This is a genomic window from Cereibacter sp. Soil_C_27 (genome assembly GCF_057657095.1).
In genome coordinates this window covers 1149561-1169402 of record NZ_JBDGJD010000001.1, presented here as the reverse complement: position 1 = coordinate 1169402, position 19842 = coordinate 1149561, and the positions used below count along the sequence as shown (strand labels likewise).

The window sequence follows — 19842 nt, the reverse complement described above, 5'->3', positions numbered from 1 at the left end:
CCGCCGTCACCTTGCCCGTGCCTCGGGTCGCGTAGCGTGACTGACCCGGACCCCGACCGCAGGACGATCTTCGCCAGCCCAACGGCATTCCGGGATACCCACACATGAGCCGCTTCGCCAAAGCCCTCGTCGCCATCGGCCCACGCTTTCTGCCCTTCGCCGATGCCGCCTCCGACACGCTGCCACTGAGCCGCCTGTTGCGGCTCTCGCTGTTTCAGGTGGCGGTCGGCATGTCGGTGGTGCTGCTGGTCGGCACGCTGAACCGGGTGATGATCGTCGAGCTCGACGTGCCCGCCTCGCTCGTGGGGGTGATGATCTCGCTGCCGCTGCTCTTTGCACCGTTCCGCGCGTTGATCGGCTTCAAGTCCGATACCCATGTCTCGGCCCTCGGCTGGCGGCGGGTGCCCTTCATCTGGAAGGGCACGCTGGCGCTCTGGGGCGGCTTTGCCATCATGCCCTTCGCGCTGATCGTGCTGGGCGGCAAGAACTACGCCGAGGGCACCCCGGAGTGGATCGGCCTCAGCTCGGCGGCGCTGGCCTTCCTGCTGGTGGGCGGGGGTGTGCACACGATCCAGACCGTCGGCCTCGCCCTCGCGACCGATCTCGCCCCGCGCGAGGATCAGCCGAAGGTGGTGGGCCTCATGTATGTCATGCTTCTGGTCAGCATGATCGTCTCGGCCATCGGCTTCGGCTGGGTGCTGACCCCCTATTACGACGCACAGCTCATCAAGGTGATCCAGGGCGTCGCGGTGGTGGTGCTGATCCTGAACGGCATCGCCATGTGGAAGCAGGAGCCGCGCAACCGCGCCTATACCCAGAAGCCCGAGCGCGAGCCGGAGTTCGGTGACGAGTGGCGGCAGTTCATCAGCCGCAAGAACGCCTTGCACGGGCTGATCGTCATCGGTCTGGGAACGCTCGGCTTCGGCATGGCCGATGTGCTGCTGGAGCCCTACGGGGGGCAGGTGCTGCAGATGACGGTGGCGCAGACCACGCGGCTGACGGCCACCTTCGCCGGGGGCGGGCTCGTCGGTTTCTGGCTCGCCTCGCGGGTGCTGTCGCGGGGCTTTGATGCCTTGCGCATGGCGGGTCTCGGCGCGGCGGTCGGCATCCCCGGCTTCTTCGCCATCATCGGCGCCACGCCGGTCGCCAACACGCTGGTCTTCGGGCTGGGCACGCTGGTCGTGGGCTTCGGCGGCGGGCTCTTCAGCCACGGCACGCTGACCGCCACGATGCGGCTTGCGCCCAAGGAGCAGGTCGGTCTGGCCCTCGGCGCCTGGGGCGCGGTGCAGGCCACGGCGGCGGGTCTTGCCATCGCGGCAGCGGGGGTGATCCGCGATGTGCTGCAGGCGCTGCCGCAGGGGCAAAGCTACGGAATGGCGACGCCCTATCTGGCCGTCTTCGCGCTCGAAGCAGTCTTTCTCGGGCTGACGGTTCTTGTCATCCTGCCGCTGCTTCGCTCGGCCCTAGTGGCCGAGCGTCGGGCCTGAATCCGGCGAATCGAAGGCAGCGGTTGGACGCATCGAAGGCCGAGCAGCCGGCCCGGAAGTGCGTCCCTTGGACCGGAAGATGATTAACACCGGCTCGGCCCAAATCCCTGAGTTGATCAACGCCCGATTTTAATACCGCAAAAGTTGCAAACGGGAAATAATGATTGGCATTTTAAGGGTAGAACCCCCGCGCCCAATGTGACAGGATGCAGACACCAAAAACTTAAGCTCCGGACCGCAAGGTCTTGTATTCTTGCAATTGATTTACCATCCCTCGATGCTCTCCGGCAAAAGGGGACAGACCGCGCCCACGACAGGAGACAGTGCCCCCCGCCCCCCTTTCACCTGCTGACCGAGAACCTCGTCGGAAGGAGTATTTGTCAGGGTGTGACGATATGTTAACGTTCTCAAGGGGGCACGACTAGCAGAAGGAAATCAGTAGGGGGCGCACCCACTAATACGGAAGTGGATAGCACATAGCATGGAACACTCATCTGACACGGTTTCCGGGTCGAATACCGATTTTGAAGCATCTACACTTTCCACAGGCGTCGCGGCCAAGGCCGGTCACGCCCTGAAGCCAAGAACACTCGTTGCCATCGACCCGCGCACGCTGGAGCGACAGTGTTTCGTGCGCTGCGTCGAGCTTGCCCATCCGGATCTGCCGGTCACGGGCTGCGGTTCGCTTGGCGAATGGCAATCCCGCACCGATCTGGCCGGGGCTGCCCAGGTGATCCTGTTCAACACTGGCAACCGCGAGGTCGCCGAGCCTGCGGTGCAGGCCGAGCTGACCGCGCTGGTCGAGGCGGCACGCCCTAGCCCCGTGGTGGTGCTGGGCGTCTCCAACGACCTGCGCGAGATGATCACGGCCTTCGACTGCGGCGCGCGGGGCTACCTTCCCGCCTCAGTCGGGATCGACGATATCGTGGAGGCCACGCGGCTGACATCGTCGGGCGGGATCTTCCTGCCGATGGCCAGTCTCGGGGCGCTGCGCGAGGCTCTTGCCAACAAGCCCGAGCCGAAGTCCTCGGTCGAGGACCAGCTGACCGAACGCCAGCTTGCCGTCTGCAACGCCCTGCGGCGCGGCAAGTCGAACAAGATCATCGCCTATGAGCTGAACCTCTGCGAAAGCACGGTGAAGGTTCATATCCGCAACATCATGAAGAAGCTGCGGGCGACCAACCGGACCGAAGCGGCGTTCAAGTTGAACGCCACCTATTTCGGCAACGACGACGCCCGGGCCAACTGAAGCCGGCACCACAATGAAAGAGGCCGCCGCAGCACCCGCTGCGACGGCCTTTTGCGTTCCGACGGCTCAGGAGGCCTGCGAGTAGCGCGCCCCCGGCGTCTCGTAAGCGTCGAAGGTCTTGGCGATCATCCGGCACAGCGCCCTGCCCTCCGGCGCAATACTCAGCGAGCCTCCGTCGGTCGAGACGAAGGGCGCGAACTGCCGCGCGGCATCCTCCACCCTCTGCAACAGCTCGTCCGCCGCCGCGCCGAACTGCGCCCTGAGCGCCGGCATGTCGAGGTGGAAGTCGCACATGATCATCTCGATGGCGCGGCCGTGCAGGCGGTCGGCCTCGGTCATGCGGTGGCCGCGATAGCCCGGAAGCTCCCCCGCCTCGATCTGCTTGATGTAGGCGGCAGTAGCGGCGGTATTCTGCAGATAGCCCTGCTCGAACTTCGAGATCGACGAGGCGCCGATGCCGAGCAGCGTCGGGCACTCGTCATCGACATAGCCCTGGAAGTTGCGGCGCAGCTTGCCGTTGCGGGCGGCGACGGCCATGCTGTCCTCGGGCCGGGCGAAATGGTCGATGCCGATCCGCTCGAAGCCGCCGTCGGTGAACAGCCGCGCCGCGAGGTTCGCCAGTTCGTGCCGCTCCATGTCATTGGGCAGCACAGCCTCGTCGATCAGCTTCTGTCGCTTGGCCATCCACGGCACATGGGCATAGCCGAAGATCGCCACCCGGTCCGGCTGCAGCGACAGCACCTTGTCGATGGTCGCCGCAAGGCTCTCGCGGTTCTGATGTGGCAGGCCGTAGACCAGATCGGTGTTCAGCGAATGCACCCCGTAATGGCGCAGCATGTCGACGCAGGCCTTGGTGGCCTCGAAGGGCTGCTCGCGGCCGATGGCGCTCTGGACGATGTCGGTGAAGTCCTGGATGCCGATGGAGGCCCGGTTCATCCCCTCCTCGCTCAGCGCGCGGATCTTTGGCTCGTCCACCATCATCGGGTCGATCTCGACCGAGAACTCGTAATGCTCGGCAAAGGGGATGACCGCCTTTATCGCCTGCGCCAGCCGGTGGATCAGGTCGGGCGTGAGGATGGTCGGCGTGCCGCCACCCCAGTGCAACCGCCCCATGCGCACGCCCTCGGGCAGATGCGCGGCGACCAGCTTCAGTTCCTGCAGCAGGGTGCCGACATAGGCCTCCACCGGGGCGAGGGTCTGGGTGCCTTGGGTGCGGCAGGCGCAGAACCAGCAGAGCCGCTCGCAGAAGGGCACGTGGATATAGACGGAAATCGGCACAGCCGGGTCCAGAGCCTTGATGGCTTCGGCCTGGAACTCGGCCCCCACGGCACCCGTGAACACGGGCGCCGCAGGGTAGCTTGTGTAGCGCGGAACGCGGGCGTCGAAGAGTCCGAGACTCTGGAGTTTGGCGATATGTGTCATGTCGCCCGTCATACCCCCGCCGGGAAAACCCTGCTTTGCGCAAGATCAAATCGATCTGCCGCAGTCAGGCCGGCAGGGGCGAGACGCCGATCACCGCCTGATGCCACCACAGGATCACTGCCCAGAGCACGATTGCGATGGCGACCCGCAGCGAGAGGGCGGATTCGTTCATCTCGCGCCAGACCGGACTGAACAGCGGCAGCGGCGACAGCAGCGCCGTCGCCCGGAAGGCGATCTGCGCCTCCTGCGCCGACATTGCCCGCCGCGCCCGCGCGTCGAAGATCCGCAGCGCCGCCAGCGAAAGGCCGAGAAAGCTGCCGAACAGGATTACATGCGCCAGATCGCCATTCGGCAGCAGATGCGCCCCCGACCACAGCGCCATGGCCCAGATCAGCGGATGCCGCGTCACCGCCGCGATCCCGGGATCGAGCGGGTCGAAAGGCCGCGACCGGCGCCCCCCGAGCGTGTGCGGATAGGGCACGCCGATCCCTGCAACCACCAGAAACAGCGCCAGCGGCATGACGAGGTTGGGCACCCAGCGCTGCCACGTCAGCTGCGGCCAAAGCTGCACAAGCGGCGCCGCCCCCGCCGCCAGGATCACCCAGGCGAGGGCGACGATGGAGACGAAGCCGTAAAGCGCAAAATAGACCCGGCGCCCGAGAAAGCCGATCAGCCGCCCGCGCAGCCCATGGCGCGACGGCAGGAAATGGGTGAGGAAAAACGCTGCCAGCGCCAGCAGATAGATAAGCCAGCCCCTCATCGCACCCGCCCCCCATGACCCTTCCCTTGCGTAAACCGCGCCCGCCGACGAGAGGCGCAGGATTGGCTGGATCGAAGGCTGAACATGCGAAACTCCCGTCTCCGGCGAGGATAGAGCCGTGGCCCAGCGCATGGAAAGCCTTGGAGGGGGCGGCAGTCTGACCCGCGGCAGCCTGAGCGAGGCGGGCGGGGTCGGGCTTGTCGAGACGGCGAGAATGACACTCAGTAAATCACTGTTATTTATACCTATTTCCTAGATTTCCTAGAAAGCTTCGCCTGCCAACAATTCGATCCTGCCTCGCGTGGCGGATCGACGCACCGACGGAGACAAGCCTTGGCAGGCCGCTTCTCACCACCCTGCCCCAGCCAGGATCTCGCGCAGAAGCTCCACCGCTCCACTCCGCCGCCAGACTCCTGCCGCAATCGGGTGGCGCGGGCCGACCCTGCCCCGCAGACAGGCCGCAAACGCGCCTCATTTATGACGCACCCGGACTGCAAGTGTTAACCCTGTCCGAGGCGAGTCCCGTCGGGCTTGGAAATGCCGGGGCTTGGCGCGATCCTCGACATCACGACAGGCCCGCCACCGGCGCCTACACCGATGGGCAGGTTGTGCAGCGCCCGGGGCGAAACGTAGACGGTTGTGCCGATGTGCGGCAGGGCAGCAGGCAGTCAAGTCCAGAAGGACGCGGCGACGCAGAAGCGAGGCGAGTGGAAGATGTCCAAACTGGATGACGAGGTGGCGCGCCTCATGGCGCTGAAGCGTTATGAGCTTCTGGATACCGCGCCGGAGGTCGAATTCGACCAGCTCGCGGATCTGGCACGCTCGATCTTCGCGGTGCCGATGGCCGGGATCGCGCTTGTCGACGAGAACCGCCAGTGGTTCAAGTCGCGCCGTGGCTTCGACGCCAGCCAGTTCCCGCGCCAGCTCGGTCTCTGCGAGGAGGCGATCCGCAGCAACGCGGTGATGCTCGTCGGCGATACGCATCAGGACGAGCGCTTCGCCCATTCGCCCCTCGTCACCGGCGGGCCGATGGTGCGCAGCTACATGGGCGCGCCGCTGACCACGCCGGATGGCTACAACATCGGCACGATCTGCGTGATGGACACGCTGCCGCGCGACTTCTCGTCCATCGACCGCGAGGTTCTGGCCAATATCGCCCGGGTGATCGTGACGCAGATGGAGCTGCGGATGATCGTCAGCGAGGATCAGCAGACCGGCGCGACCAGCCGCCGCGCCTTCATGAACCTGCTGACCAAGGAGCTGGAGCGGCACAAGCGCAACTTCCAGCCCTCCTCGCTCCTGATCCTCGATCTCGACAACTTCCGCGCCATCAACGACAGCCACGGCCACCCGATCGGGGACGCGGTGTTGCGGGTGACGGCGCAGACCGTGTTCCGCTCGATCCGCCGCGGCGACGTGCTGGGCCGGATCGGCGGCGAGGAGTTCGGCATCTTTCTGTCGGGCGCCGGCGCCAGCGAAGGCATGGAGGCCGCCGAGCGCATCCGTCAGGCCATCGAGACCGCGCTGGTGCCCGACCGCCCCGACCTGCGCTTCACCGCCAGCGTCGGCGTCGTCGCCTGCTGCGAGGAATTCGGCGCGGCGAGCGACTGGCTTGCCGCGGCCCGGGCTCTGGTGAAGGAAGCCAAGAGCGGCGGGCGCAACCGCACGGTGGCCGCGATGGGCCGGGTCAACGCCGTGGCGCAGGTTCCGGCCAGCCGCATCCTCCACTGACCGCGCGCCAGCCTCAACGGCTGGCGGCGCGCAGCCCGTTGCGGGTGTCCTGAGTGGCCAGCTGGTCGTTCAGCTCCTGAAACTGCGCCCGCGCCGTCACCCGGTCGCCGTTGTTCAGATAGGCATAGGCGCGCAGCACCGCGAGGTCCCGGCGCAGCGTGCCCGTCAGCTCCTCATAGGCATCGAAATAGGCGATGGAGCGGCTGTACTGCTTCTCGTCATAGGCGCGGGTGCCGCGCTGGTCGAGGATGATGGTCTCGACCTCGACCCGCTGCTGCTGGGTCAGGTCGGTCGCTGCGGCAACCCGGGCCGCCTCCTCGGTCATCTGCTTGGCGAGGAACGCCAGCGCCATGCCGAAGCGCGCATCGCGCTGTACCTCGGCGCCGAGGCCGCTGCGCTCTGCCGCGCGGAAGGCGGCCAGCGCCTCCAGCGGACGGTCGAGGTTGTAGGCACACCAGGCCCGCTCGTAGAGCACGTCGGCCGAACGCGGATCGTTCGACAGTGCGATGCACTGGCTGTAGGCACCGCTGCGCGCCGCGGCCTGCACCCGGCCCAGACGCCCGTCGCCGCGCGTCGGCAGCGCCCGGGTCGAGGGGGCCGGCCCGCGCAGGGCGGTGGTCGCAACCCGGGGGGCGGGAGCGGCGGAGGGCGCTGCCGGGGCGGCAGGCGCGGAAGAGGGCTCCGCGCTGCGCACCGGGGCTGTCGTGCGGGCCGGGGCGGTAGGCGCTGCCGGACGAGCCGAGGGCGTCTGCCCGCGCCCGGCCTGCAGCCGCGTCTCCAGCGCCGCAAGCTCGGTCGCATTGCCCGAGAAGCGGCTGCGCGCCACCGAGAAGAGGTCGGTCATCTGCGCCGCCGACGCAACCGCATCGGCCTTCTGCAGCGTCGCGGTCACTTCAGGCAGGCTCGGACAGGAGTTGATGATGCCGCGATAGGTCTGCACCGCGGCAGTGGTGTCCTGCAGCGAGCGCTGCATCTCGGCCAACTGCCAGGCATTGTTCACCCGGTCGCAGCGCAGGAGCGAGGGCGACCGCCGCGCGATCTCCACGGCCTGCCGCCCCTGATTGGCGCGCACTGCGGCATCGAAGGCCACCTGCGCCTCGGAGGTTTCCAAGAGCCGCATCATGTCGTCGGGCGGCATCCACGAAGGGAAGGCCGCCTGCGTATCGGCGATCGATTTGCGCGCCCCGGTCAGGTTGCCGCTGGCGATCTCGCGATAGATGCGGTCGATCTCGGCAGTGGGCTGCGACTGGCGCAGGCTCGACAGGTCGCTGGGCGGCTGCCAGTTCGGGAACTGGGCGCGCAGGCGGCGCAGCTCGGCCTCGGCGGCGGTCGTGTCGTTGCTGCCGACATAGTAGTTCAGCGCTTCGAGATCGCGCGGCGAGGGGGTCGAGCCCTGCCCCAGCGCAGGCCCGGCCACCGCCGCCACACAGGCGAGCGCAAGGGCTGCATGACGCAGGCGGGTCAGATCGGAACGCATGCGGAGTAACCTTCGACTTGTGCGACAAGTGCCATCAGATGCAGCGTCGCGGGGTAATAGGGCTGGTCGACCGTGAAAGGCGGGATCGCCGCGCCGGGCCGCCCGGACAGGGCGCAACTCGCCAGCGCCGGTATCGCGCGGTAGCCCGCGTCCGAGCTCTGCTCGCGCACCGCACCGCTGGTGCCGTCGAACACCACCGGAACCGCTTGCCCGGCCGCCTCCGCCGCCTCGTGATCGGTCTGGAAGCGCCGCAGCGCCGGCGCGGCCGTCAGGCCGGACCAGAGCAGGAAGAGCGGCACTCGCATCGCATCGTAGCCCGAGTTCGGCGAAAGATCGGGCGCCGCGACATGGCCGGTGGGCGTGACCAGCGTCCAGTCCGGCACGGGGCCGCTGCGCGAGATCTGGTTGATCCAGTCCACCCCATCCTCGGCGCATTGCCGCAGCCGGGTCTGCCCCGTGGCCTCGGCCAGCTCGCGCATCGCCCGCGGCATGTAATAGGACGGGTTGAGCACCACCCCGGCCTCGGAGTTGAACCCCTCCACCGCGGGCATGAACAGCAGACGCGCCGAGCCGTCGGGATGCGGCACCACGCAGCTGAGCGCCAGCGCCTCGGCCAGCGCCCGCGCCCGCGCCTCGAAGCGGTCGGTCTCGAAAGCGGCTGCGGCCCGCACCAGCGCCCAGGCGTAGAACAGGTCGCCGTCGCTGGCGTTGTTGCGGTCGGGCACCGACAGCGCCACATCCGGCAGCCAGCGCCAGGCCAGGAGCCCGTCGGGACGGCGCGCGAGATTGCTCTCGGTCCAGGTGACGATGCTGTCGAAGGCGGCACGGTCGCCGAAGGTTACCGCCAGCGTGGCTCCATAGCCCTGCCCCTCGGAATGGCTCGCCCGCTGTTGCGGCCCGTCAACCACCCGCCCCGAGGGCAGCAGGAAAGCGGCCTTCCATGCTTCCCACGCGGCCTGCAGCGGGTGATCGCCGCCGAGCAGCAACGGTTCGCTCGGCGCCTGCGCGAAGGCAAGACGCGGCATGAGCAGGGCAGCGGCTCCGGTCCGGAGCAAGGTGCGACGCTTCATCTTTTGCGGCTCCTTCGGGTTGAGACGACAAAATACAGCGCCAGCAGCGCGGTGATCCAGGCGAGGCCGAGCATGGCTGCGGTCAGCGCGCGCGGTTGCCAGGAGACGAGATTGCCCAGAACCGGGCGGACATTGCCGACGCTCAGCGGCTCCAGCAGCAGCGGGCGCGCATCGGCGGCGGTCCAGCTGACCCACTGGCCATCGCGCTGCAGCACCGACACCTGACCATGCGGCCCCCCCGCCGAGCGACGGCCCGCATCGAGGTCGGAGGCCACATCCACCGGATCGACCCCCGGCGCCAGCACCAGCCACAGCCGCTCCGGCCGGTCGGCCTCGAGCGACAGAAGCACCGCCACACCGTTCTGCGCGGCGAGCCAGGGCGCGAGCTCGCCATCGCCGGGATGCACGAGGCTGTCGATGCCACGGGCGATCGGCGCCTTCAGCCCGGTCCAGGCGCGTTCGAGCCAGTCCGGCAGACCGCTCGGCAGTGCCACGGTCCGGTTCGGTGCGGCCCGCTCCAGCCGCGCGGGTTCCGCCTCGGCCCTCGGTTGCGCGGGTCGGGCGGGCGCGGACGTCTGCGCCGGAGCGACGACGACCGGCGCGGGCGGCAGCAGCACCGTTTCCAGCTCGCGCACCGTAAGGCCACGATGGCTCAGCGGCATCTGCGGGATGTCGCGAAAGGCGGCCACCACCAGCTCGCCCTCGGCCTCGGCCTCGGAGCCGAGGCTCTGCAGCGTGGCGGCGAAGGGCAGCGAGCGCGCCGCGGCATCGCCCACCACCTGCACGTCGCCGCCGTCGAGTCCGGAAAGGATGCGCGCCATGTCGGGCTGCTGCATCCGCGGGCTCTTCGGCACCGACAGGCTGGAGCTGTCGAGGATCGTCAGCATGTCGGTGGTGCGTACCGGGCAGGGTTGATCCGCCGGATCACCGGGGATGATCGCCTCGAAGCTCAGCGCATTCACCCCGGGCCGCAGCAGTCGCGCGTTGAAGCCCACCGGCAGGCGTGGCTGGATCGAGCCGCCGTTGCGGTCGAGCGGCAGCATCCGCACCGTCGTGCCGTTGACCTTCACCAGCATCAGCCCACCTTCCGGTAGACCCTCGGCAAAGCCGTAGTCGAGCTCCGCCGTGGCCTGTTGCGAGGCGAGGATCAGCCAGTCCTCCGGCAGGCGGAAGTTCACCTCGGTCCGGAAATAATACTCGCTCGACACCGCGGTCTCGAAGCCGAGATCCGCGAAAGGCACTTCCTGCCCCGGGGTCAGCAGCGAGGGCGACGAGGCCTGCAGCGGTTTCGGGATGCCCGAAAGCGCCTCGGTGATGAGCCGGGCATCGGGCGTCGTGCCCTCGGGGTATTCGATCACCAGCACCATGGCGCCGTCGCCGCCGCGCTTGACCGAGACGGCCCCCCGGTCGGACGGGATCAGCGCGACCCGCGCCAGCGCCGGCCCCTCGGCCATGTCCCAGGGCGAGGCGGCGGTCAGCGGCAGGGCAGCACCGCCCATGGTCTGGCCCAGCGTCATGGCGATGCTGCGCAGCGCGGCATCGCTCACCGCCGCGCCGCGGATCTCCAGCGGGCGGCCGAGCCCGGCCTGCGCCGCCAGCGCCGCGACGAAACCCGCCGTGTCGGGCCGCACCGCCGCGGCCTCCAGCTGCACGCCGCTCTGCGACAGGTCGATGTCGGTCCAGAGCGCGAAGCTCGCGTCCGGGCCGCAGTAGATCCGGTGACGCTGCCTGGCGCGCAGGGTGACGATGTTCTCCCCCGCCCGGGCGCTCGAGCCCTGCAACGGGAAGGCGACCGAGTTCAGGCTGCTGAAGCTTTCGGGGCGGAAGCTGCCGAGTTCTGCGCCATTCAGCAGCACCACGATTTCGGACGCCTCGGGCAGCACGTTGATGCTGCTCATCTGCGCGAGGGTCAGCGTGCCGCCAAGCCCGGTGGGCGGCAGCACCAGCCGGAACGACTGTTCGCCGCGCTGGCCCTGCAGCCGCGCCAGATGGTCGGGACCGACCCGCCCGAAGACCGGGCGCAGCGGCAGCAGCAGCGGCGGCGTCGGCCGCGCCTTCTCGGTCGCGTCGCGGATCAGGACCGAGGGCGTGGCCGCTGCGGCGGGAACTGCCTCGCGGCCCATCCCCTCGATGACGATCATCGGCACCGGCGCCTGCTCCTGCGGCGAGGAGGGCTGTTCTTGTGCTGCAGGCGCCTGGTCCTGCGCCAGCATCGGTTGGGCCGCGAGGGTGGCCAGCATCAGACCTGTCGCCACCCGCCTCATTGCGCGCCCCGCAAGCCGGAAGCGGCGGCTGGCCGCATGACGTCGATCTTCGGCTCGACCGGATCGGTCTCGTTGCTGAAGTCGCCGCCGAAGGCCAGAAGATGTGCCGGCTTGCCGCGCGGCGCTTCCAGATCGCGCTTGGCGCGGCGGGCGGGCTCGCGCATGAAGTCGCGCAGCGTCAGCGGGATCGAGGCGACGCTGAGCCACAGCACATAGGCCATGCCCGACAGCATTCCCTTGCGGCGGCTGGAGGACTGCCGCACCCGCAGCCAGTTCTCGCTTTCGCCGAAGATCAGATAGGCCACCGTCTCGCGCACCTGGATCGACTGGTCGGCATCGAACAGAAGTCCCACCGTCACGGTGGAGCCTTCGCGCGTCGCGCTGCGCACGCGCGAGCGCACCGGACGTTCCAGATGCGGCGCATCGGGGAAGCGCGGCTGGAAATGCAGCGTCTCACCGGGTTCGATGGCGATGCGCCCCTCAGGCGAGGGCGGCAGACGCAGCGTGATCCGCGCACCGCCGGTAGAGGCGTCGATTACCGTGGCCGGCACCGGCAGATCGCCGAGCGAGGCCGAACGCACCTCTGCCGGCGTCTGCATCACCACCCGCGGGGCGGCGCGGCGCTGCTGCTTTTCCGCGACGGCGCGCAGCGACAGCGACATCAGCAGGAAGTTGAACACCGCCCAGCCGCCGACCACCACGAGCACCGAACGGTCACCGGGGAAGGCGATCCAGCGCACGATCAGCGCGATCACCCCGGCCAGCATCAGCCCGAAGACCACCAGAAGCGGCTTGTAGATCGGCGAGATGTAGTCTTCCGACAGCGTCTCGTCCTTGGCGGTCACGTTGAACTTGGCGCCGCGCGGCTTGATCAGCGTGCCGAGCACCGCCTTGGCCAGATAGGGCGCCTGCGCCACCTCGTAGATCTCGGAGATCAGCGGCCAGCGGTGTCGGGCAAAGAGCGCGTTCTGTACCATGAAGCTGACCGCCAGGTAGCACAGCATGTAGGCCATGACCTCCTGGAAGGTCGAGACGAAGATCTGGATGCCGAAGAACAGATAGACCAGCGGCGCCAGCAGGAAGACCATGCGCACGATGGGAAAGAGCCAGAAGCTCATCGAGTTGATGTAGCAGAGCCGCTGGGTGATGTGCAGCCCGCGGCGGAACAGCGGGTTCTTCAGCATCAGCATCTGCATCATCCCCGCCGCCCAGCGCCCGCGCTGCTGGATGAACGAGGCGAAGGTTTCCGGCTGCAGACCGGCGATCATCGCGCGGTTGATGTAGAGGCTCTTCCAGCCGCTCGCGTGGATCTCCAGCGCCGTCTCGGCATCCTCGGTGATCGTCTCGCCGGCAAAGCCCCCCACCGCGTCGAGCGCCTTGCGGCGCAGGACGGCAGCCGAGCCGCAGAAGAACGCCCCGCCCCAGCGGTCGAGCCCGCGGTGGATGAAGCTGTAGAACATCTCGTTTTCCGGCGGGCAGGCCTCGGTGAGGTTGAGGTTCCGCTGGATCGGGTCCTTGTTGATGAAGAAGTGCGGCGTCTGGACGAGGAAGAGCTTGGGGTCCTCGACGAAATAGCCCACCGTCCGGGCCAGGAAATCGCGGCTCGGCACGTGGTCGGCGTCGAAGACCACCACCAGATCGCCGTCGAGCTTCTCCATCGCCGCCGACATGTTGCCGGCCTTGGCATGCTCGTTCCGCGCCCGGGTCGAGTAGGTCACGCCCAGATCGCGGCAGAGCTGCTGCAGCTCGCGCCTCCGCTCCTGCGCGGCCTGCGCCAGTTCGAGATTGTCCGACTGGCAGCGCTGATCGGTGCCGCCATCGTCGCAGAGCACCACCGTGCGCAGCTTGGCCGGGTAGATCATGTTCTTGGCCGCAGACAGCGTCACCGACAGCATCTCGGTCGGCTCGTTGTAGGAGGGCACCAGAATGTCGACGCGTGGCAGATCCTCCGGCTCGACCTTCGGCGGGAAGGGGCGCGTGGTCGGATCGGCGGTCAGGAAGCCGTTCAGGAAGAAGACGAGGATCGAGTAGGTCTCGATCGCGAAGAGGATCGCGCCGATGATGAAGGAGGGCGTGAAGCCGACCGGCGGCAGCGTTTCCAGCAGGCGCCAGGACCAGTAGCGCAGCACCACGACGCTGGCGCTGGCGATGAGGAAGAAGCGCGCGACGATATGCTCGGCAAAGGGTTTGAGCACCGCCACCGTGATGACGGTGGCGATGCCCAGCATGGCCTGTGCGGTCGTCGAGGTGGGGATGCTGGCCAGTACCGCAAAGGGCACCAGCAGGATGATCCACAGCGCCAGGACCAGATAGGGCGCGATGACGCCGCCGCTCTTTGCGCTTGCCTTGCTCATGGCATGGGCGCCGCGAGCGGGGAGAGAGATCGGCTGGCGCGGGGCCCTGCGCCCACCGCGGTGCCGGGGAAGAAGGCGACGCTTTCGGCAAGGATCGGCTGCAGCGCCTCCTCCACCGTGCCCGAGACGCAGTTGCGCAGCATGATGTCCAGCGCGTTGGTGCCGCGCGGCAGCGGCCGCCCCTCGATTGTGGCGCGGCGCAGGGCCAGCACGCAGATCGTGTCGGCCCCCAGCCGCTTTTCGGTCCAGAAGTAGCTGCCCAGCTCATCGTCGCGCGAACGAAGGTCGCTGTCACTCAGCTCGCCGAAGGGTTCCGGCGCGCCCCCTACCCGTTCGAGGAACTCCGCCAGCTGGAAGCGCGGCCGGTCGGCGCCGTCGCCGACGCGGGCCCGCAGGAGGATGGAGTTGTCGCCGCGCATTGCGGTTTCGTTGGGAAGGGCCACGATCTGCTCCTTCTCGCCGCCCAGGTCGCGCTCCAGCGTCAGGAGGCCCTGCGGCGCGCTGATCCAGGCTCGGTTGTCCGGCACCAGCCGGTATTGTGCGACGTTCTCGCGCTCGACAAGCGAGGGAACGCCGGGCAGGCTCACCTTGGCACAGGCGACCAGCAGCCCCAGAAGCGAAATTGCACCCACTTTAAGGCAAAATCCGACGGGACTATGCCGTTCATCACCCTGCCGCATGCTCAGTCCAATTCGTAAGGGGGGCCCATCGAATGAGCGGTCACGCGACACGGCCCGGCAAAGGTTCCTATCCCACAGGTGGCCCTCCTCATCAATTCTGATCAGGTTAAGATTGTCCGCAGTGCCCCCAGTGTTGCAATCCCGCCGCTGAGAGTGAATCTCCGTGACAATTTTTCGCGCTTAGCGTGTAACTGCTCTCGACAAGGATTAACGTTAAGATACGGTTAGCGACGCGCCCAACTATTCATGCTACGCTGAGAGGCGGTTTTTCGATGTTCCCGTCTGCCATTTCATCCGGCTCGGAGGCCTCGCGCGGGAGCCTGTCAGCGGCCTGTCATTGTGTTGTGTGACCACGTATTCGGTTTGACATGAAATCTGCCACTGGACTACGCTTGGCGCCGACCAACGCGACAATCCCGCTGGCTCGCAGCGCGAAGAAGCCAATCAGATGACAGCCGACAGATTGGCAGGTCCCCTCTCCCACGGCTCAGGCCGCCTCTCGGGTGCAGCCTTGACCGAAGCGCGCCTCACCCCCGCCGATGTCGTCGAGATCGTCACCACCCTCGCCCATGCCGCGAGCGATGCCGTGGACCCGGCCATTGCCGAGGCCGTCGCCCGCATGGGCACCGCCTGCGGAGCCGACCGGGTGCATGTGCTGCGCATCGGCGCCAACGACCATCTGACGCGCACGCATCACTGGTCGCGCCCCGGCACGCCCGCCACCGCCGTCCTGCGCGAGGCCCAGCGCGCGAGCCTCTTCGACAGCTGGCTCCCCTCGCTTGTGGCCCGCAAGCCGTTGATCGTCACCAAGACCCGCGCCCTGCCCGATGCCGAACCGCTGCGGGCGAGCCTTCTTGCGCAACAGGTGACCGGCCTTGTCGCCCTGCCGATGGTGGTGGACGGCGGGCTCTTCGGCCTGCTCCTTCTCTCCTTTGTCGGCGATCAGGCCACGCTCTCCGACGGCGACGTGGCCCTCCTGCAATCCCTGACCGAGATCATCCTCTCCGTCCTGACCCGCCGCGAAAGCGAGCGCCGTGCCGAGGAGGCCGCGCAGTCGCTCTGCGAGGACCGGGCGCTGCTCGACTCCATCCTGCAGACCAGCACCTCGGCGATCTTCACCTTCGACCGCGCGGGCTGCCTCGTCTTCGCCAATGACGAGGCCGAGGCGATCACCGGCCTGCCGCGCGCGGCGCTGGTCGGGCAGATGCACGACAACCCGATCTTCGGCTCGGCCACGCTCGAGGGTCGCCCGCTTCTGCCCGAGGATTATCCCGTCGCCACCGTGCTGCGCAGCGGCCGTGCGCTGCGCGACCAGCGGCTGACGCTGATCGACACCGAGGGCGACCGGCGCATCCTGTCGGTGAACGCGGCCCCGGTCGTGGTGGACGGCACGCTCATCAACGTCGTCTGCACGTTCAGCGATGTCACCGGGCAGGTCTCGGCGGACACCGCGCTGCGCACCGCGCTGGCCGAGGCGCATCAGCTGGCCTTCTTCGATCCGCTGACCGGCCTCTACAACCGCCGCGGCATCATCGAGGTGCTGCGCGACGGTCTGGCGCTCTGCGACCGCGAGGGCGGCTTTCTGGCGCTGCTCTACATCGACGTCGACGGCATGCGCTCGGTGAACGGCAACCACGGCCATTATCAGGGCGACATGCTGCTGCAGGGCGTGTCCGAGCGCCTCATGCGGCTCAGCCCGCCGAGCAGCGACCTCGGGCGGATGTCGTCGGACGAGTTCGTGCTGATCTTCGGCGAGCTGCAGCCCGATGCCGAGGCCGCCACCACCGTCGCCCGCATCCGCGCCGAGGCGATCCTGAACGGTCTGCGCGAGCCCTACGATCTGGGCGGGGTCGCCGTGGACGTGACGGTGAGCATCGGTCTCACCCCGATCGCGGCGGGCGACACCAGCGCCGGGCTGATGAAGAGCGTCGATCTGGCGGTGATGTCAGCCAAGGCCGCTGGCGGCAACCGGATCACCACCTTCGAGCCGGGGATGGAGCAGCAGCTCGCCGCCCGCATGGCATTGGCGCAGGATCTGCGCGACGGTCTGCGGCGCGACGAGTTCCGGCTCTATTACGAGCCCAAGATCCGCAAGTCCGGCGATGCGCTGACGGTGATCGGCCACGAGGCGCTGATCCGCTGGCAGCATCCCGAACGCGGCCTGATCGGCGCCAGTGACTTCGTGCCCTTCGCCGAGGAGACCGGCTTCACACAGGAGATGGACGTCTGGGTGCTGCGCGAGGCCTGCATGGAGCTGCGCCGCCGGGCCACCGACCGCAATTCGCGCAACCTGCGGCTCTCGGTGAACATCAGCTCGGCGCATTTCCTCTCCGCCGATTTCGCCGCCCTCGTGCAGCGCACCCTGAGCGAGACCGGCGCCAACCCGCGGCTGCTGGAGCTGGAAGTCACCGAAGGCACGCTTCTATCCAACCTCAGCGCCGCCCGCGCCACCATGATGATCCTGCGCGACATGGGTCTCACCCTCGCGCTCGACGATTTCGGCACCGGCTTCTCCTCGCTCAGCTACCTGCGCGACCTGCCGGTGGACGTCATCAAGATCGACCGCAGCTTCGTCGTCGATCTGATGGACCAGCGCTCGAACAAGACGATCCTCGAGGGCATCATCGGGCTGGCCCGCGGGCTCGGGGTGAAGATCGTGGCCGAGGGGGTGGAGACCGAAGCGCAGCTGGCATGGCTCTACGACAAGGGCTGCCGGGTGTTTCAGGGCTACTACTTCGGCAAACCGAACCCGGTGGCGATCACCTCGCTCGGCTCACGCCTGCAGCTTCCAACGGCCGCCGCCGCCCAGAAATGAGCGTTGCTCGCTGACCTCGTAGGTCAGCGCCTCGTCCGAGACCGCATAGCGCAGCACGTCGATCCGGTCGCCCGAGATGCGCAGCAGGTTGAAGTCGTTCACCTCTCCCCGCATCCGCGTCGAAAGCCCGGTGCCCGCATGGATCTGCAGCACCACCTCGCGGCCCGCCACCTCGGCGAAGGGCTCTGCCCGCCAGGTGTGCAGATGGCCGGTCAGGATCACATCGGCGGCGCAGCCCGACAGATAATCCACCGCCCGCTCGGCGCCGCGCATCAGCTCCTTGCGCTCGCCCGGGGCATGTTCCATCGGGTGATGCGCCACGACGATCCGGGTCTGGCTGCCCTTCCCGTCCGCGGCGCTGTCGAAGGCGCGCTTCACCCGCTCCAGCGAGCGTGAGCGGAACCAGCCCTGCTGCCAGGCCAGAGGGTTCACCGTATTGGCGCCGACGACGATCATCTCCTCGTCGCTGTAATGCGGCTCCAGATCGCGGCCGATCCAGCGCTTGTAGCGCCGCCACGGCATCACCACCCGCAGCACGAGATTGTGCAGCGGCACGTCATGGTTGCCCGGCACGCAAAGCACCGGCGCGGCCAGCGCCTCGATGAAGGCGGCAGCGGCGCGGAACTGCTCATCGGTGGCGCGCTGGGTCAGATCGCCCGAGATCGCCACCAGATCGGGCTTCGCCGCGTTCACCGCCTCCAGGAGCGGGCGCAGCAGCTCGGGGCGGTCGCGTCCGAAATGCAGGTCGGAAAGATGGACAAGCGTTCTCATCGCACCGTGGCGTCCCAGCCCTCCGGCACGGTGACGGTCAGCCCGTCCTGCAGCACCTCGAGCTTGTAGGGCGAGGCGATGCGCTCGCGCTCGCCGTCCCGCGCCACCTGGTGCGGCTTGCGGCGGCGGGTGACGATCTCGATACCTACGCTCCTGCCGCTCATCATCTCGAAGTTGCGCGACTCCGCCGCCTGCCCCACCGCCAGCGCCAGCGCGTGCCGCACCATGCCGAGGCGGGTGGAGTTGTGGGCGATGAAGACCACGAGCTCACCCGCCGCGATCCGGTCCGCGCCTTCGAGCCCGATCTGCTCGAGCTGATAGGCGTTGTTCACCACGAAGGCCAAGGGCGTGCGCACCATCCGCTCCTGCCCGTCGGCGCTGATCCGCAGCTTCATCGGCCGGCCCATCCGGGCCAGCGTCTTCAGCACCGACCAGTAGGCGGCGGTGCGGCTGCGGCCCCAGCGCTCGTAGATGTCCTCCCGCGTCTCGAGGATCGCGGGATAGATGCCGAGGCTCGCATTGTTCAGGAAGACGCGGTCATTGATCGTGGCGACACGCACCTGCGCGGTATGGGCGGCGCAGACCACGCCGACCGCCGCCTCCAGCTCCTCCGGCAGATCCAGGGAACGGGCGAAGTAGTTGAAGGTGCCGAGCGGCAGGATCCCCATGGTGCGCCCGCTGTCGCGCAGCGCCGCGGCCACGGCGCAGATCGTGCCGTCTCCGCCGGCCGCGACGATCGTGGGATAGCCCTCGTCGATGGCCTTCTTGGCAGTGGCGGTGATCCGGGAACCGTCAGTGACGAGCATCAGCGTCACCGGCACATCCAGCGTCTTGAAGACTTCGCGGACGCGCTCGGCATCCTCGCCCTTGCCGGACCCGGCGTTCATCACCACACAGATTTCGGATTGTCTCATCGACTGGCCCCTCGGTCGCCGGACCCACAGTGGCACCGGCCCGGCTTAACGGGCCGGGCCGCTGGCTGTTCCGTCGCCGGTCAGTCGGCCTGCAGCCCCTCGCCCCCCGCGAAGACGTCGATGCGGAAGCCGCGCCCCACATGGCTTGCCGTCAGCGGCCAGCCCAGTTCCTGCGCCAGACGCGCGGGCGCCCGGCTGCCGGCAAGATCCTCGCCCCGGGGGATGTCGCTCACGCAGACCACATCGGCGTCGGGTGCCACCTTCTCGATCCGCGCGGCGAAGGCGGCGATCTCCTCGGGGGTCATCGCGGCCAGACAGTCGGAGACCACGACCAGATCGAAGGCCCCCTCCGGCATCTGGGCGATGCTGCCGTGCAGGAAGGTCTGGCTCATGCCCCGCAGGGCCAGCAACTCGGCCGTGCCGATTGCCGCCGGATCGGCATCGATCCCCACATAATCGTCCGAGCGCAGCGCGAGATAGCGCGCCAGCCCGCCCTTGCCGCAGCCCAGTTCCAGAACCGACCCGTAATGCTGACGCGGCAGGAAGGCGAGTGTCTGCGCATCGCGGGCGCGACGCGCGTCGCTGCGGAAGAACAGATCCGGGCTGGCAACAGGCTGGCCATGCATGTCTTCAGACGTCATCAGGGTCATGAGGGTCTCCAGGGGGGTCGAGTTAGAAAAGAGGCGCCATGGCAGCACGGCCGCGCGCGGCACCGCCCCATCGCGGAGCAGGCTGTCGAGATATGGCAGGGGAAGTCGGGTCGAGGCCTGACCGGTATGCATATTTCCAGATCCTGTGCGATGGACCTGACAAACCTCAACAAGGGCTTCCTGTTCCCGCCCCTTGAA

At 68.1% G+C, this 19842-nt stretch carries 14 protein-coding genes; 4 read left to right on the top strand and 10 right to left on the bottom strand.

The window, feature by feature from the left end; translation table 11 throughout:
* Positions 1 to 104 precede the first annotated feature (104 nt).
* Positions 105 to 1487 carry a PucC family protein gene (locus AC3A5Z_RS05745; protein WP_487518400.1) on the top strand — a complete coding sequence of 461 codons (1383 nt, stop codon included), beginning with the start codon at positions 105 to 107 and terminating at the stop codon, positions 1485 to 1487.
* A gap of 481 nt (positions 1488 to 1968) precedes the next feature.
* Positions 1969 to 2736, top strand: coding sequence for a LuxR C-terminal-related transcriptional regulator (locus tag AC3A5Z_RS05740; RefSeq protein WP_487518399.1), 768 nt, complete (start codon positions 1969 to 1971; stop codon positions 2734 to 2736).
* 66 nt (positions 2737 to 2802) lie between these two features.
* On the opposite strand, the gene hemN is transcribed toward AC3A5Z_RS05740, so the two are convergent.
* Positions 2803 to 4158, bottom strand: coding sequence for an oxygen-independent coproporphyrinogen III oxidase (hemN, locus tag AC3A5Z_RS05735; protein ID WP_487518398.1), 1356 nt, complete (start codon positions 4156 to 4158; stop codon positions 2803 to 2805).
* A 64-nt stretch (positions 4159 to 4222) separates the two neighbouring features.
* A complete protein-coding gene (locus tag AC3A5Z_RS05730) occupies positions 4223 to 4918 on the bottom strand; it encodes an NnrU family protein (protein ID WP_487518397.1) in 696 nt (231 codons plus the stop codon).
* A 714-nt stretch (positions 4919 to 5632) separates the two neighbouring features.
* Here AC3A5Z_RS05730 and AC3A5Z_RS05725 point away from each other — a divergent pair.
* Positions 5633 to 6649 carry a GGDEF domain-containing protein gene (locus tag AC3A5Z_RS05725; protein ID WP_487518396.1) on the top strand — a complete coding sequence of 339 codons (1017 nt, stop codon included), beginning with the start codon at positions 5633 to 5635 and terminating at the stop codon, positions 6647 to 6649.
* A 13-nt stretch (positions 6650 to 6662) separates the two neighbouring features.
* On the opposite strand, the gene AC3A5Z_RS05720 is transcribed toward AC3A5Z_RS05725, so the two are convergent.
* Genes AC3A5Z_RS05720 through AC3A5Z_RS05700 form a run of 5 tightly spaced genes read right to left on the bottom strand, consistent with a single transcriptional unit; the run spans position 6663 to position 14446 of the window.
* Entirely contained in the window at positions 6663 to 8126 is a 1464-nt protein-coding gene (locus AC3A5Z_RS05720) for a tetratricopeptide repeat protein (RefSeq protein WP_487518395.1), read from the bottom strand.
* Positions 8111 to 9196: a family 8 glycosyl hydrolase gene (locus tag AC3A5Z_RS05715; RefSeq protein WP_487518394.1), complete on the bottom strand. Its 1086-nt coding sequence runs from the start codon at positions 9194 to 9196 to the stop codon at positions 8111 to 8113. The genes AC3A5Z_RS05720 and AC3A5Z_RS05715 overlap by 16 nt, the downstream gene beginning before the upstream one ends.
* Entirely contained in the window at positions 9193 to 11451 is a 2259-nt protein-coding gene (locus AC3A5Z_RS05710) for a cellulose biosynthesis cyclic di-GMP-binding regulatory protein BcsB (RefSeq protein WP_487518393.1), read from the bottom strand. The genes AC3A5Z_RS05715 and AC3A5Z_RS05710 overlap by 4 nt, the downstream gene beginning before the upstream one ends.
* A 5-nt stretch (positions 11452 to 11456) precedes the next feature.
* Positions 11457 to 13814: a UDP-forming cellulose synthase catalytic subunit gene (bcsA, locus tag AC3A5Z_RS05705; protein ID WP_487518392.1), complete on the bottom strand. Its 2358-nt coding sequence runs from the start codon at positions 13812 to 13814 to the stop codon at positions 11457 to 11459.
* Positions 13811 to 14446 carry a hypothetical protein gene (locus AC3A5Z_RS05700; protein WP_487518391.1) on the bottom strand — a complete coding sequence of 212 codons (636 nt, stop codon included), beginning with the start codon at positions 14444 to 14446 and terminating at the stop codon, positions 13811 to 13813. Before AC3A5Z_RS05700 ends, bcsA begins: the two co-directional genes overlap by 4 nt.
* A gap of 559 nt (positions 14447 to 15005) precedes the next feature.
* Here AC3A5Z_RS05700 and AC3A5Z_RS05695 point away from each other — a divergent pair.
* Positions 15006 to 17309 (top strand): putative bifunctional diguanylate cyclase/phosphodiesterase, encoded by a 2304-nt coding sequence (locus tag AC3A5Z_RS05695; RefSeq protein ID WP_487518390.1) that lies wholly within the window; start codon positions 15006 to 15008, stop codon positions 17307 to 17309.
* Here AC3A5Z_RS05695 and AC3A5Z_RS05690 read toward each other — a convergent pair.
* The 3 genes from AC3A5Z_RS05690 to AC3A5Z_RS05680 all read right to left on the bottom strand — a co-directional run bounded on the left by AC3A5Z_RS05690 (position 17268) and on the right by AC3A5Z_RS05680 (position 19644).
* A complete protein-coding gene (locus tag AC3A5Z_RS05690; RefSeq protein WP_487518389.1) occupies positions 17268 to 18080 on the bottom strand; it encodes a metallophosphoesterase family protein in 813 nt (270 codons plus the stop codon). The two genes, AC3A5Z_RS05695 and AC3A5Z_RS05690, sit on opposite strands and share 42 nt — an antisense overlap.
* Positions 18077 to 18994, bottom strand: a complete 918-nt coding sequence (locus AC3A5Z_RS05685) for a diacylglycerol/lipid kinase family protein (protein ID WP_487518388.1) — start codon at positions 18992 to 18994, stop codon at positions 18077 to 18079. The genes AC3A5Z_RS05690 and AC3A5Z_RS05685 overlap by 4 nt, the downstream gene beginning before the upstream one ends.
* Before the next feature lie 80 nt (positions 18995 to 19074).
* Entirely contained in the window at positions 19075 to 19644 is a 570-nt protein-coding gene (locus AC3A5Z_RS05680) for a class I SAM-dependent methyltransferase (protein ID WP_487518387.1), read from the bottom strand.
* Positions 19645 to 19842: the final 198 nt, after the last annotated feature.